We start from the raw sequence: 14,215 nt of genomic DNA on the forward strand, positions 1-14,215 counted from the left end.
GGTTTTTTTAGTCTATTTAAATTCAATACTAAGTTAACAAAATAAAAATCCCAACCGCCAATAAACCTCCTAAAATAGGGCCTAAAACAGGAATCCAACTATAAGACCAATCAGGGCTTCCTTTTTGTTTAATGGGCAAAATGGCATATACAATACGAGGTCCTAAATCTCGTGCTGGATTAATAGCATATCCTGTAGCTCCTCCTAATGAAAGGCCTATCCCTAATATTAATAAAGCAACGGGTAACGCATCCAAACTTCCTAACGATTTTTCTGATCCTGTTAGGAATAAAATTCCCAAAATTAAAACAAAAGTCCCTATTATTTCTGAAATTAAATTATATGAAACATTTCTAATAGCTGGTTCATTACAAAAAGTAGCTTTTATTAATGCTATATCCTCTGTTTGATCATAGTGTTTTTTGTAGGTTAAATAAACCAATATTGAACCTGCCATAGCACCTAAAAACTGGGATATAATATAGAAAGGCAGATCCCTCCAGGCTAATTTTCCTAAAATAGCTAAAACGAATGATACAATGGGATTTAAATGTGCCCCACTACTTGATGCTGTCATATATACTCCTACAAAAACAGCTATTGCCCATCCAAAAGTGATAACAATCCAACCTCCATTATTACCTTTTGTTTTATTTAAAACAACATTAGCAACTACTCCGTTACCCAATAATAATAAGATCATTGTTCCTATAAATTCTGCTAAAAAGGGATTTATCATTTTGAATTAATTAAATATTGCTTGGTTAATTTTTTAAAATCTTCTATTTCTTTTTCCATGCTTTGAAATGTGATTCCTCTTTCTAAAGCTATTATTTGTCCTACGATCTCTATACATTCAAAACAGGCAAGCGCATCTAAAAACAGTAAACGTATACGTCTTGCTAAAATATCTTCTATTGTTTGAGCCATTTCATTTCTAAGAAACCATACTACTTCTGCTTTTGTATAAGGATATTTAGGGTGAAGTAAGTCTCTTAATTCCGTATTTTTATATAATAATTTCTTTATTTGAGGTGCATCAGTTCCATAAACAGCAAAATGAGTAGTATCATTTTGATTAGTCCAACCGTGAATTTTTAGTTGTTTTGTTCTGCATTTTTTAACTGGTAATTTAGCGGCTTGAATAGCGGTATCTATAGTATGTTCTGCCATACTTCTATAAGTTGTCCACTTCCCTCCTATAATATGAATTAATCCTGAAGGAAGAACTGTTACTACATGATCTCTAGGCATTACTTTAGTAGCACTTACCCCTTCTTTTTTCACTAAAGGTCTTAATCCAACAAATACACTTTTGATATCGTTTTCTGTTATCTTTTTTGAAGAATATTTATTAAAATGATTTAAAACAAACTGAATTTCTTCTTCTAACGCTAGAGGTTCGACTAAAACCTTATTTATAGCGGTGTCCGTAGTCCCTAAAATTATTTTATCATACCAAGGAATAACGAAAAAAACTCTTCCATCATCGGTTTTAGGCATCATTAGTGCGTGATTTCCTTTAAAAAAACAGGAATCAATTACTAAATGTATACCTTGTGAAGGTGCTATAGTTTTAGAGATATTATTTTCGGCTAAGGATAATAGATCATCGGCAAAAACACCTGTAGCATTAATGATTACTTTTGATCTGATACAATATTCTTCTTGAGTTAGTACATCTTTTACTTTAATGCCTTTTAAATCTTCTTTTTCTTTTATAAAATCAAATACTTCAAAATAATTAACAATTATAGCATCTTGTTCAATAGCTGTTTTTGCTAGGTTTATTGCTAATCGACTGTCATCAAACTGTCCATCATAATATAAAACTCCTCCTGATATTTTTTTTGATTTTAAATCAGGTAACAGTTCTTTTGTTTGTTTTTTTGATAAGAAGCGAGTATTTCCTAAACTTAATTTACCAGATAACAACTCATAAATCCACAAACCAATTCCGTAAAACCATTTATCATACCAACGATAGGCTGGCATTACGAAAGGGATTTTTTTACAAACATGTGGTGCATTTTTAAGTAATCTTCCTCTTTCTATTAAGGCTTCTCGAACTAAACGTACATTACCTTGTGCTAAATACCGAACTCCTCCGTGAACTAGTTTTGTAGCTCTACTTGAGGTACCTTTTGCAAAGTCATTTTTTTCAACTAATAACGTTTTATATCCACGAGAAGCTGCGTCTACTGCACATCCTAAACCTGTTGCTCCACCTCCTATTATAATAAAATCAAAGTCGTTTATCGACTTTAATTTAGTTATTTGATTTTGTCTGTTCATTTATATAGATGCTAATGAGGCATTAATAGCTTTTTTCCAACCTTCATTTAAAGCATTTCGCATTTCGGGTTCCATAGTTGATGTAAATGCTTTTTGTACTTGCCATTGTTTTTGTAATTCTTCTAAACTTTGCCAAAAACCAACAGCTAAACCAGCTAAATAGGCTGCTCCTAAAGCTGTTGTTTCTGTTATAATGGGTCTTATTACTTTAGTATTTAACAAATCTGCCTGAAATTGCATGAGTAAATTATTAACAGTAGCTCCTCCATCTACACGTAATTCTTTTATATAAATATGGCTATCTGCTTGCATGGCTAATAAAACATCACGGGTTTGATAAGCAATACTCTCTAAAGATGCTCTAGCTATATGACCTGATGTAGTACCTCTTGTTAATCCTGTAATGGTTCCTCTTGCATGCTGATTCCAATAGGGAGCTCCTAAACCAGCAAATGCAGGAACCACATAAACACCTTCTGTTGTTTGTACTGTGTTTGCTAGTCTTTCTATATCTTCTGAAGATTTTATAATTCCTAAACCATCCCGTAACCATTGTACAACGGCGCCTGCAATAAACACACTCCCTTCTAGAGCATAATGTGTAATACCGTTTATTTTCCAAGCAACGGTTGTTAATAAATGGTTTTGAGAAGGGATTAGTTCTTCTCCTGTATTCATTAACATAAAACAGCCTGTCCCGTATGTATTTTTAACCATTCCTGGCTGAATACACATTTGACCAAAAAGAGCTGCTTGTTGATCTCCTGCTATACCTGCAATTGGAATATTAATTTCTGAATTTAAGACATTTGTATAACCGTAAATCTCACTACTACTACAAATTTGTGGTAAGATAGAAGCTGGAATATTTAAAATATCTAACAATTCTTCATCCCATTCACAAGTATGAATGTTACATAATAAGGTACGACTTGCATTACTTACATCTGTGGCATGAACTTTACCTTGAGTTAGATTCCATAGTAACCAAGTATCAATGGTGCCAAATAAAATTTGATTTTCTTCGACTCTTTTTCTTGCTTCTTGAACGTTATCTAAAATCCATTTTATTTTTGTTCCACTAAAATAGGAATCAACGACTAGCCCTGTTTTTTGCTGAATTATATTATTTAATCCTCTAGATTTCAAATCATCACAAAAGGCAGCAGTTCTTCTATCTTGCCAAACAATTGCGTTATAAATAGGTTTTCCTGTATTTTTATCCCATAATACTGTGGTTTCACGTTGATTAGTAATACCAATAGCTTCAATTTGAGAGACTTTAATTTGGGCTTTTTCTAATACTTCAAAAATGGTGGCTAGTTGTGATTCCCAAATTTCTATAGGATCATGCTCTACCCAACCTGGCGTAGGAAAAATTTGAGAAAATTCTTTTTGTGATACGGCTACAACGTTTCCTTGTAAATCAAATAAAATGGAACGGCTACTTGTAGTTCCTTGATCTAATGATAAAATATAACTTGACATAATATGCACGCATAGTTTTATCAAATATAACGAAATAAAAACCTATTTTAAACAATAATTATTAAATTTTGTTGTTTTTATTATTTTATAACTTTTATTGCATTTAACCCAGATTACGCATTAGACCCGAGCGTAGCGAATAGACGAAGTAAATCTATTCCACTTTATTTTTCTTCAAATTCAAGCACATACTCAAATTTTAATCATCAAAATAGTTCACTATTTCTTCTTCTAAAATTTTCCGTGAGCACTTGAATTTATTGAAAAATTTTGTTTCACAACCAAGTCTAATGCGTAATCTGGGTTTAATTCGTATTATAAAAAAATAATAAGATAAAATATTTATTCATTTTAAGAATTAGACAAAAAAGAGGCTATCCCAAAGATTGTACTTGCATTTTATTTTCTAATTCAACTCTATAATAAGTTTGATTATCAGAATTATAAAACTTCTTCCGCTGATTGTGATGAAAACAACAATCTTTAGGAGATCCTCTTTGTTCTTTTTTTGTTCTTAAATAGTTGTTAATTTTTAATATTATCTTAATTTCTGAAAACCAAGTGATTATCAAAACAATCTAAAAGGATCATAGTATCAGTTGTTATTTTTCCTGCCAAGATTTCTTTTGATAATTGATTTAAAACTTCTTTTTGAATTACTCGTTTTACTGGTCTTGCACCAAATTCTGGATCAAATCCTTTTTCTGACAAATAGTTAATAGCTTCGGGAGTTGCATCCATTGTTACATTTTGATGTGCTAACATTTTCGTAACACTTTTTAGCTGTAAGGTTACAATTTCTTTAATATTAGCATTTGTTAATGGTGTAAACATCACAATCTCATCAATTCTATTAATAAATTCTGGTCGAACTGTTTGTTTTAATAACCCTAATACTTCTATTTTTGCTAACTCTGTAGCGGCTTCTATGGATCCTATTAAATTTTCAAATTTTTCTTGTATTATTTGACTTCCCATATTGGAGGTCATGATAATAATTGTGTTTTTAAAATCTGCTAATCGTCCTTTATTATCGGTTAATCTACCTTCATCTAGAACTTGTAATAAAATATTAAAGGTATCTGGATGTGCTTTTTCAATTTCATCTAGCAAGATTACGGAATAAGGCTTTCTTCTAACGGCTTCTGTTAGCTGTCCCCCTTCATCGTATCCAACATAACCTGGAGGTGCTCCAACTAATCTACTTACACTATGACGTTCTTGATATTCGCTCATGTCAATACGAGTCATGGCATTTTCATCATCAAAAAGATATTCTGCTAATGCTTTAGCTAATTCTGTTTTACCTACTCCTGTTGTTCCTAAAAACAAAAAGGAACCAATGGGTTTTTTCACATCTTGTAATCCTGCGCGACTCCTGCGTACTGCATCACTAATAGCCTGTATTGCTTCTTCTTGTCCTACAACTCTTTCATGTAATTCATCTTCTAATTTTAATAATTTTTCTCGCTCACTTTGCAGCATTTTAACTACAGGTATACCTGTCCATTTAGCTACTACTTCGGCAATATCATCTTGTGTAACTTCTTCTTTTATTAATGTATTTTCTTGCTGATTTTCTTTTAATTGTTTTTGTAATTGATCCAATCGTTCTTGGGCTTCTTTAATTTTCCCATATCTAATTTCAGCTACTTTACCATAATCACCGTCTTTTTCTGCTCTTTCTGCTTCTAATTTAAGATCTTCAATTGTTAATTTTACATTTTGAATACCATCTACTAGATCTTTTTCTGATTTCCAACGGGCAAAAACTTCATTTCTTTCTTCTTTTAAATTAGCGAGATCTATACCTAATAATTTTAATTTAATTTCATCATTTTCTCTTTTTATGGCTTCGATTTCAATTTCTAATTGCATGATTTTGCGATCTAAAACATCTAGTTCTTCTGGCTTAGAATTGATTTCCATGCGTAATTTAGAAGCGGCTTCATCCATTAAATCAATTGCTTTATCGGGTAAAAAACGATTTGTGATATAACGTTGGGATAGTTCTACAGCAGCTATAATTGCATCATCTTTGATACGTACTTTATGATGAGCTTCATATTTTTCTTTAATTCCTCTTAATATTGAAATAGCGCTTTCAATATCTGGTTCATCAATATTTATTTTTTGAAAACGACGTTCTAGGGCTTTATCTTTTTCAAAATATTTTTGATATTCATCTAATGTAGTAGCACCAATAGCTCTTAATTCCCCTCTTGCTAATGCTGGTTTTAATATATTTGCAGCATCCATTGCTCCTTCTCCACCTCCAGCACCTACTAACGTATGGATTTCATCTATAAACAATACAATATCTCCTCCTGCCGAGGTTACTTCTTTTACAACGGATTTTAAACGTTCTTCAAACTCTCCTTTATATTTTGCTCCTGCTATAAGGGCTCCCATATCTAAAGAAAAAACAATTTTATCTTTTAAGTTCTCTGGTACATCTCCATCTACTATTCGATGTGCTAATCCTTCTGCTATAGCTGTTTTTCCTACGCCAGGTTCACCTATGAGCATTGGATTGTTTTTGGTTCGTCTTGTTAATATTTGTAATACTCTTCTTATTTCTTCGTCTCTCCCTATAACTGGATCTAATTTTCCTGTTCTTGCTAATTCGTTTAAATTTTTAGCATATTTACTTAATGAGTTATAGGTTTCTTCCGCAGATGCAGATGTTACTCGTTCTCCTTTTCGTATTTCAGCGATGGCGCTCTCAAGCCCTTTTTCTGTAACGCCTTGATCTTTTAAAATCTGGGCTACTTTACTTTTTGATTTAAAAATAGCCAAAATGAGATGTTCTATTGAAACATATTCATCATTCATTTTTTTAGCTATATTGTTCGCTTCAATTAAAGTAGCATTTGCTTCGCGAGAAAGCATCAAATCTCCCCCTGATACTTTAGGAAAACTTTGAATGGTACTTTCTATTATTTTTTTAAAAAGTTCAACATTTACATTCAATTTTTTTAGTATAAAAGGAGCTACATTTTCATCTACTTCTAATATTCCTTTAAAAATATGTTCATTTTCTAATTGTTGTTGTCCGTAACCTTGCGCAATTTGCTGTGCTTTTTGTAAGGTTTCTTGTGATTTAATTGTTAAATTATTTAAGTTCATCTTATTTTAGTTTCAAGTTCAACATTTTTAATTTTAATCTTTTACTTAAGCTTGAAGTTTATTTTTATTTAGAATAGACAATTTATATTCCATTGTATTATTTAGGACAAAATGTCTATATTTAAAATAAAAAACAAACAAAAACAAGTCAAAATGACATATTCTAACTCTATTTACAGGTTGGAAATTTATTATAAGTAAAAAGACTTTAACCCAGATTTCAAGAAAGTATTGTTCTTTGACAAATGAGAACTAACTTATAATTGCGTGCTAAGCCTATCTATAAAATGATGAATTTATCCCCTCCTAAATTTTGGCTGAAATGTGAAAAAGCTTCCATTTGGAAGCTCTTTAAGACAATCAATAATCAAACACCATCTTATCTCGTATAGAATAATTTTAGCTAAGTTAGATAGAATTACGTATTAAAAATTAAAAATCTATTCCACTTTATTTTCTTCCAATTCAAGCACGTACTCTCATTTTATTCACCAAAATAGTTGACTATCTCATCTTCTAAAATTTTCTGTGAGTATTTGAATTTATTCAAAGAATTTATTTTACAACGAAACCTAATGCAGAATCTAGATTTAAACACTCGTTACTTTGAGAAATTTTTTTTGTGCATTTATAACTTCTTTTTCCTTTTTTATCTTTACCACGAGGTCTAATGCGGAATTTAGGTTAAAGAAATACGATTTCTTGAATAAGCTATTTATAAAAAAATAAATTCATATCAAACATCTAAATCGAACAATTTTCTTAGAACATCTAAGGCAGGATTGATATCTCGCATTAATTGATATTTTTCCTCTGCTGTAAATGCTTTTTTTGTTTCAATCGTCTCATTGAGTCTAATTTCTAGATTAATGGTGTGATTATGCAATTTACCTCTTAGATATCCCAAAAGGTCATGCTTTTCTCCTTCAAAATCTATTTTTGAACTTTCGTTAGGTAATTCATGAATAATGGTGGTTCCTTCTAAAATGGGATCATTAATTAACATCAAAGATTCTAAGATCTTATATCCTTTATTACCTAATTTTTGTGCATACTTCAACCATTGCTCTAACATTTCTGTTTCTGTAAACGGTTCTACAGGTAATTCGTCGTGCTGTTTTTGCTCTGGTTTTAGTTGCGCTTCTAATTCTTTTTTAATCCTAATACTGGACAATGATAAAGAGGATAATTTAGGTTCTGTATTTTGAGGGGTTACAGATTTAGTTTCTATCTGTTGTTGAGTTATTTCAACTTTTTTTAATTCATCTTCAGTATTAGCAACTTGAGAAATTGGATTATGAACAACTGGTTTTACTTCTGTAATAGAAAAACTGGAATTTTTATAATAAGTGGGTGGAATTATAAATGAGTTAGCTTTTTTTTTTCTCCATCAAAAGTGATAGAGGCTAACTGCATTAAACACAATTCTACTAAAAGTCGCTGATTTTGAGATGCTTTATATTTTAAATCACAATCATTAGCCAATTCAATACCTTGTAGTAAAAAATCTTGTGTTGCTTTTTGTGCTTGTTCTCCATATAACTTTTGAGCGTGTTCTCCTGCTTCTAACAATACTAGGGTTGCTGGATTTTTACAAACTAATAAATTCCTAAAATGAGAAGCCAAACCTGCAACAAAGTGATGACTATCAAAACCTTTTGCTAAAATTTCATTATAAGCTAATAACAAATCGGGAATTTTATTTTCTAAAATTAAATCTGTTACTTTAATATAGTACTCAAAATCAAGAACATTCAAATTTTCAGTAACAGCAGCTCTTGTTAAATTTTTTCCACAATAAGAAACCACTCGATCAAAAATAGACAAAGCATCACGCATAGCTCCATCTGCTTTTTGTGCAATTATATGTAAAGCATCGTCTTCAAATAGTATACTTTGACTTCTTGCTACTTCTGCTAAATGTTCTTTAGCGTCTTTAACTGTTATTCTCTTGAAATCAAAAATTTGACAACGAGATAAAATAGTTGGTATAATTTTATGTTTTTCCGTTGTAGCGAGTATAAATATAGCATGTTTAGGAGGCTCTTCTAATGTTTTTAAAAAAGCATTAAAAGCGGCAGTTGACAACATGTGTACCTCATCTATGATATATACTTTATATTTACCTGTTTGAGGGGGTATACGTACTTGATCTATTAAATTACGAATATCATCTACTGAGTTATTAGAAGCCGCATCTAACTCAAATACATTAAAAGCAAAATCTTCATTCGGATCATCATATCCTTCTTGATTAATTTTTCTTGCTAAGATTCGAGCACAAGTTGTTTTACCAACTCCTCTTGGCCCTGTAAACAACAAAGCTTGAGCTAAATGATTATTATCAATGGCATTTAATAATGTATTAGTAATAGCCTGCTGCCCCACTACATCTTTAAATGTTTGAGGTCTATATTTACGAGCTGATACAATAAACTGTTCCATAGATAAAAATGAATTACAAATATAACAGATTAAACCTATAGCTTCCAAAAGGAAATTTCTTTTTATTTATTTTAATTTATACATAAGTGAATTCACTAATCATCGCTAATAAATTAATAGTAGTTAACAAAAAAGTATTCTAAACAAAAACAAATAGAAATAAGTATAAATTAGGAAAGGCTACACTCCTTTGTTTTCTTATTAAATTTAAATGATACTAATTTATTCTGCATTAAAATGATTTTAAATCTAAAAAAGCATTCCGTTTTTATTCTGACACTGTAAAGTTTTTCGTGTATTTTCACAATTTCTTCATCTTTTTTGTTTTATCATATATTACAAGACCTATCATATCTGGAAGACTTAAACACTTGAAATTTCTAGTTTATTTTATAAATTAAATTTTTAATCTATCAATTCCATAATTATATCAATTCTATTCTTAAATTTGCACAGCAGGTCGCCTTATCGCTTCTTAAAATATTTAAGGGGAGGAAAGTCCGGACACCACAGAGCGAGCATAGCGGGTAACGCCCGTCACTTTAAAGAAATTTAAGGGAGGACAAGTGCAACAGAAAGGATGTACAGGTAATGCTGTAGTGAAATCAGGTAAACTCTATGCGGTGAAATGCCATGTATATCAGCAGTTAAGGGTTGCTCGCCCGTTGCTGAGGGGTAGGCAGATGGATCAAATTAGCAATAATTTGACTAGATAAATGATAAGGACATATTTTTTATGTACAGAATCCGGCTTACAGATCTGCTTTTTTTACCTAATCTTCAACTTTTGGAATTGACCGTATTTAAAAAAATAAAAAAGACCAACTTTTTAAAGTTGGTCTTTTTTATTTTTATGACAAAACAAGATAAGATTTATTATTAAAACGTTTCAATACTTCCTAAAAATGAAAGAAAGCACCTCTATTCTTGGGGATAAGAGGCACTTCTCAATCAAATAAACAAACTAAAAAACTAAACTATCATGAATTTATTTTCAGATTTATTAAAACTCTAAAAACAAATGTTGTTTTGATTTCTGATACAAATATAAAACAATTTTCGATTAAAGAGCAAATAAAATCGATAAAAAACATAATTTTATTTAAAAAATAAGAAATACCTTACAAAAATAATGATTTTAAGGTGATAATCTATCCATTTCCCAAGTAAAATCCTCTTTTAGTTTGTATCTAATTCGATCATGTAAACGATTCGGGCGTCCTTGCCAAAACTCTACTTCTTTTGGTTCTACTAAAAAACCGCCCCAATAATCAGGCCGAATAATTTCTTTTCCTTTTAAATCTATTTCTAATTCGTATAGCTTTTGATCTAAAAAGGCTCTACTTGGAATTACTTCACTTTGTTTTGAAACAATTGCTCCTAATTTACTACCATCGGGTCTTGAATCAAAATAGGCGTCTGAAATGGATGCTGTTACTTTTTTTGCTTTTCCTTTTATAATTACTTGACGTTCCATCGAATGCCAAAAAAAAGAAAGACATATATTGGGATTTATACTAATTGCTTTCCCTTTTTCTGATAAATAATTGGTATAAAAAATAAACCCTTCTTCGTTGTATTTTTTTAACAAGACTACTCTTGCCTTTGGAAAACCATCTAATCCTATTGTTGAAACAGTCATAGCATTTACTTCGTCTACTCCTCCAAATTCTTCTACTTCATGAAACCAACGGTGAAAAAGATTTATAGGATCTTCTGGAATATTTATTTCCAACAATTCACTTTTTTGATATATTTTTCTATAATTACTTAAATCTTCCATTTTATTCTTATTTATTGTCGTCTTTTATTATTTAAGAAATACCTATTCTATTTTACCTGTTTACTTAAAAAAACTAACGTAGCTACTTACTTATTTTTCTTTCTAGTTTTTAAAGTTAATTTGAATGGTTTTTAAACTCTTTTTAAACCAAATTATGCACTAGAAATTTATTCCAAATAAACAAGAACTTTGAATCTAAAAAAGCATTCTTTTTTGCCTTTTGTTAGATTGTCTTAAAAGTTTAAAATCTTATTATTTATACAACAGGAGAAATAACATAATTTTGATAACATGACTTCTCCCTTTGGTCGAAGTGACAAACAACGCGTTAAGTTACGGCTTTTGTTCCCACAACTGCAAAAAAAATTTCTGTGTTTTTATTTCCTTTGCCTTTTCATATTCACCACGAAGTCTAATATACAATCTGTGTTTAATCTAATATCCTTACTACATTGTAAAAGAATAGATTTTTTTTCAACATCTATTTAGTATAGTATGTATATTATAATGCTATATGTAAAAATAAAAAGTTTAGAGTTATCTTTTTATAATAATTTTATTTGGAATTTAAGTTTTTATTTAGAAAGATTTATTAAATAACTCTAAACTTCAGGAGAGGTGATTTAACAATAACTTCATTGCATTTTTCTGAAGTTTTCAATTCTTTTTCATTTATTTAAAATTCTATTTTATTAGAACTAACAAGGTGAATTACTTCGCTATCTTTACTTAAATGGGAATGGTCTGAAATATAAAAATACTTTTCGCCCTTCTACTCCTACCTCACAAACTTATAGTATTGGTGATTTTTTTATGTATTCATATTTTCACTTGTAAAGTTTACTATTAACTACAAGATATAAAGTTAATTTTATTCTTACAATCATCACCTTCAAATTAACAGTCGTTATAGACTTAAAAGAGTTTTAAAATTTAAAATTAACACCATCATCGCCTAGTAATACATTTTTAAATACAGTTTCTGCCTCTTTTTTAAAAGGCTTTATAGATTCATAACGAGTGGAATAATGTCCTAAAATTAATTTTTCTGCATTAGCTTGTTGAGCAATTTGAGCGGCTTGCTGAGCGGTTGAGTGCATTGTTTTTTCGGCGATATGTTCTTCTGTATTTAAAAATGTAGACTCATGATAAAGGACTTGCACTCCTTTAATGATAGGCACTATACTTTCATCGTATTGTGTATCAGAACAAAAAGCATAGCTTTTTGATTTAGGAGGATCAAGGCTTAAAACATGGTTTGGAACTACGGTACCATTATCTAAGACAATATCGTGTCCGTTTTTTATATTTTGAAAATAACAAGTCTCTATTCCATATTCTTGTATTTTATCTACATTTAGTTTACGTTCTTTAGTTTTTTCTGTAAATAAAAATCCGTTTGTATAAACTCTATGTTTTAAAGGAATTGTTCGTACTATTACTTTTTTATCTTCATATATAATTTCGGATTGTTTAGATTTAAGTTCTACAAAATTTAGCTCGTACTGAGGCCATGAATTAGCTAAACGAAGTTGTAGCTTAATAACCTCTTTTATCCCGACGGGACCGTAAATGGTTAACGAATTATGTCGGTTAAGCAAGGTAAAAGTAGAAATTAATCCTATTAACCCATAAAAGTGATCTCCATGTAAATGAGAAATAAAAATTTGATTAATAGCTGTAAAACGAATTTTATTTTTTCGTAACTGAGTTTGTGTTCCTTCTCCACAGTCAATTAAAAATAATCGATTACTAATTTCTAAAACTTGTGATGTAGGATTGGTAAATGTCCTAGGGGTAGCGGCATAACAACCTAAAATAGTTAAATTCATCTAAATTATATAATATCATAAAATTTGCAGTTTTAAAGATCGGAAGAAAAATAAAACTGCAATGTCTTTTATTCTCCTTTTCTTCTATTTCGCTCTCTTTTAATCAGAGTCAGTTCTCTACTTGTTTGACCTGCAACTGAAGTATTTTCTTCTGCTCTTCTAATTAAATAGGGCATTACGTCTTTAACGGGGCCGAAAGGTAAATATTTAGCCACATTATAACCATTAGCTGCTAAATTATAGCTAATATTATCGCTCATTCCGTATAACTGACCAAACCAAACTCTAAAATCATCCTTCGCTATTCCTTCATGCACCATCATTTCCATTAGTTTATATGAGCTATCTTCATTATGAGTTCCTGCAAAAATGGCCATTTTATCTATATGTTCCATCATGTAAGCTACGGCATCGTTAAAATTAGAATCGGTTGCTTGTTTGGATTCGCATATTGGACTTTTATAGCCTTTTTCTTGTGCTCTTGCATTTTCTTTTTCCATATAGGCACCACGAACTAACTTCATTCCTATATGAAATCCTTCTTTTTCGGCTTGAGCATGCAAATTTTTCAAATATTTCAAACGATCCCAACGATACATTTGTAGTGTATTATATACTATGGCTTTTTCTTTGTTATACTTTTGCATCATTTGCGCTACCAAATTATCAGCCGCATCTTGCATCCAACTTTCTTCTCCATCAATTAATAGCGCTATATCATTTTCATGAGCTGACTTACACACTTTATCAAAACGCTCTTCTACTCGTTTCCACTCTGCTTGTTCTGATTCGGTCAATTCTTCTCCTTCGCCTATTTTTTGATATAATTCAAATCGTCCGAATCCAGTAGGTTTAAAAACAGCAAAAGGGATTGCTTTTTTTTCTTTTGCAAAAAGAATAATTTTTAAGGTCTTATTCATTGCATCATCAAAAGCTGACTCGTCTTCTTTTCCTTCTACAGAGTAATCTAAAACAGATGAAACACCTTTTGTAAACATTTTATCCACTACTGGAATACAATCGTCTTCAGAAACGCCTCCACAAAAATGATCAAAAACAGTAGCTCTAATTAAACCTTCTACTGGTAATTTTGCTTTTAGAGCAAAATTGGTTACTGCTGTTCCTATTTTAACCAAAGGTTCTGAATCAATAACTTTAAACAAAAAATGAGCCCTTTCTAACTCCGTATCGCTTTTTAGGCTAAAAGCATTTTGTGTATTATCAAATATTTTTTTCATTGGTG

The 14,215-nt window shown here is 30.5% G+C and carries 9 protein-coding genes and 1 other RNA gene; 1 reads left to right on the forward strand and 9 read right to left on the reverse strand.

Annotated features, from left to right (window positions below; translation table 11 throughout):
- Positions 1–28: 28 nt before the first annotated feature.
- The 6 genes from NAB20_RS13200 to dnaX all read right to left on the reverse strand — a co-directional run bounded on the left by NAB20_RS13200 (position 29) and on the right by dnaX (position 9,357).
- Positions 29–736 carry an MIP/aquaporin family protein gene (locus tag NAB20_RS13200; protein ID WP_164849050.1) on the reverse strand — a complete coding sequence of 236 codons (708 nt, stop codon included), beginning with the start codon at positions 734–736 and terminating at the stop codon, positions 29–31.
- Entirely contained in the window at positions 736–2,295 is a 1,560-nt protein-coding gene (locus NAB20_RS13205; RefSeq protein WP_105196583.1) for a glycerol-3-phosphate dehydrogenase/oxidase, read from the reverse strand. Before NAB20_RS13205 ends, NAB20_RS13200 begins: the two co-directional genes overlap by 1 nt.
- Positions 2,296–3,783 carry a glycerol kinase GlpK gene (gene glpK, locus NAB20_RS13210; RefSeq protein ID WP_088394156.1) on the reverse strand — a complete coding sequence of 496 codons (1,488 nt, stop codon included), beginning with the start codon at positions 3,781–3,783 and terminating at the stop codon, positions 2,296–2,298.
- A gap of 543 nt (positions 3,784–4,326) precedes the next feature.
- Positions 4,327–6,912, reverse strand: a complete 2,586-nt coding sequence (gene clpB / locus NAB20_RS13215) for an ATP-dependent chaperone ClpB (RefSeq protein WP_127822839.1) — start codon at positions 6,910–6,912, stop codon at positions 4,327–4,329.
- A gap of 736 nt (positions 6,913–7,648) precedes the next feature.
- The gene (locus NAB20_RS13220) at positions 7,649–8,086 is read right to left on the reverse strand and encodes a DNA polymerase III subunit gamma/tau (protein WP_088394988.1); all 438 of its coding nucleotides are present in this window, start codon (positions 8,084–8,086) and stop codon (positions 7,649–7,651) included.
- A gap of 185 nt (positions 8,087–8,271) precedes the next feature.
- Positions 8,272–9,357, reverse strand: a complete 1,086-nt coding sequence (gene dnaX, locus NAB20_RS13225) for a DNA polymerase III subunit gamma/tau (RefSeq protein WP_127822838.1) — start codon at positions 9,355–9,357, stop codon at positions 8,272–8,274.
- A 452-nt stretch (positions 9,358–9,809) separates the two neighbouring features.
- Here dnaX and rnpB point away from each other — a divergent pair.
- Positions 9,810–10,128: RNase P RNA component class A (gene rnpB, locus NAB20_RS13230), an RNA gene on the forward strand.
- A 367-nt stretch (positions 10,129–10,495) separates the two neighbouring features.
- Here rnpB and pdxH read toward each other — a convergent pair.
- The 3 genes from pdxH to NAB20_RS13245 all read right to left on the reverse strand — a co-directional run bounded on the left by pdxH (position 10,496) and on the right by NAB20_RS13245 (position 14,210).
- Positions 10,496–11,140 (reverse strand): pyridoxamine 5'-phosphate oxidase, encoded by a 645-nt coding sequence (gene pdxH, locus NAB20_RS13235; protein ID WP_088393277.1) that lies wholly within the window; start codon positions 11,138–11,140, stop codon positions 10,496–10,498.
- Positions 11,141–12,066: 926 nt separating this feature from the next.
- Positions 12,067–12,972 (reverse strand): ribonuclease Z, encoded by a 906-nt coding sequence (locus NAB20_RS13240; RefSeq protein ID WP_105196312.1) that lies wholly within the window; start codon positions 12,970–12,972, stop codon positions 12,067–12,069.
- 68 nt (positions 12,973–13,040) lie between these two features.
- On the reverse strand, positions 13,041–14,210 hold the full coding sequence (locus NAB20_RS13245; RefSeq protein WP_105196311.1) for a proline dehydrogenase family protein: 1,170 nt from the start codon (positions 14,208–14,210) through the stop codon (positions 13,041–13,043).
- Positions 14,211–14,215 lie beyond the last annotated feature (5 nt).

Origin of the sequence: Flavobacterium davisii, from assembly GCF_042182265.1 — a bacterium.
Lineage (GTDB): Bacteria > Bacteroidota > Bacteroidia > Flavobacteriales > Flavobacteriaceae > Flavobacterium > Flavobacterium davisii.

What these genes read in the sequence shown, in the direction of transcription:
- clpB (WP_127822839.1), bottom strand. Translation starts at nt 6,912, where the DNA reads ATGAACTTAAATAATTTAACAATTAAATCACAAGAAACCTTACAAAAA.
- NAB20_RS13205 (WP_105196583.1), bottom strand. Translation starts at nt 2,295, where the DNA reads ATGAACAGACAAAATCAAATAACTAAATTAAAGTCGATAAACGACTTT.
- NAB20_RS13245 (WP_105196311.1), bottom strand. Translation starts at nt 14,210, where the DNA reads ATGAAAAAAATATTTGATAATACACAAAATGCTTTTAGCCTAAAAAGC.
- dnaX (WP_127822838.1), bottom strand. Translation starts at nt 9,357, where the DNA reads ATGGAACAGTTTATTGTATCAGCTCGTAAATATAGACCTCAAACATTT.
- pdxH (WP_088393277.1), bottom strand. Translation starts at nt 11,140, where the DNA reads ATGGAAGATTTAAGTAATTATAGAAAAATATATCAAAAAAGTGAATTG.
- glpK (WP_088394156.1), bottom strand. Translation starts at nt 3,783, where the DNA reads ATGTCAAGTTATATTTTATCATTAGATCAAGGAACTACAAGTAGCCGT.
- NAB20_RS13240 (WP_105196312.1), bottom strand. Translation starts at nt 12,972, where the DNA reads ATGAATTTAACTATTTTAGGTTGTTATGCCGCTACCCCTAGGACATTT.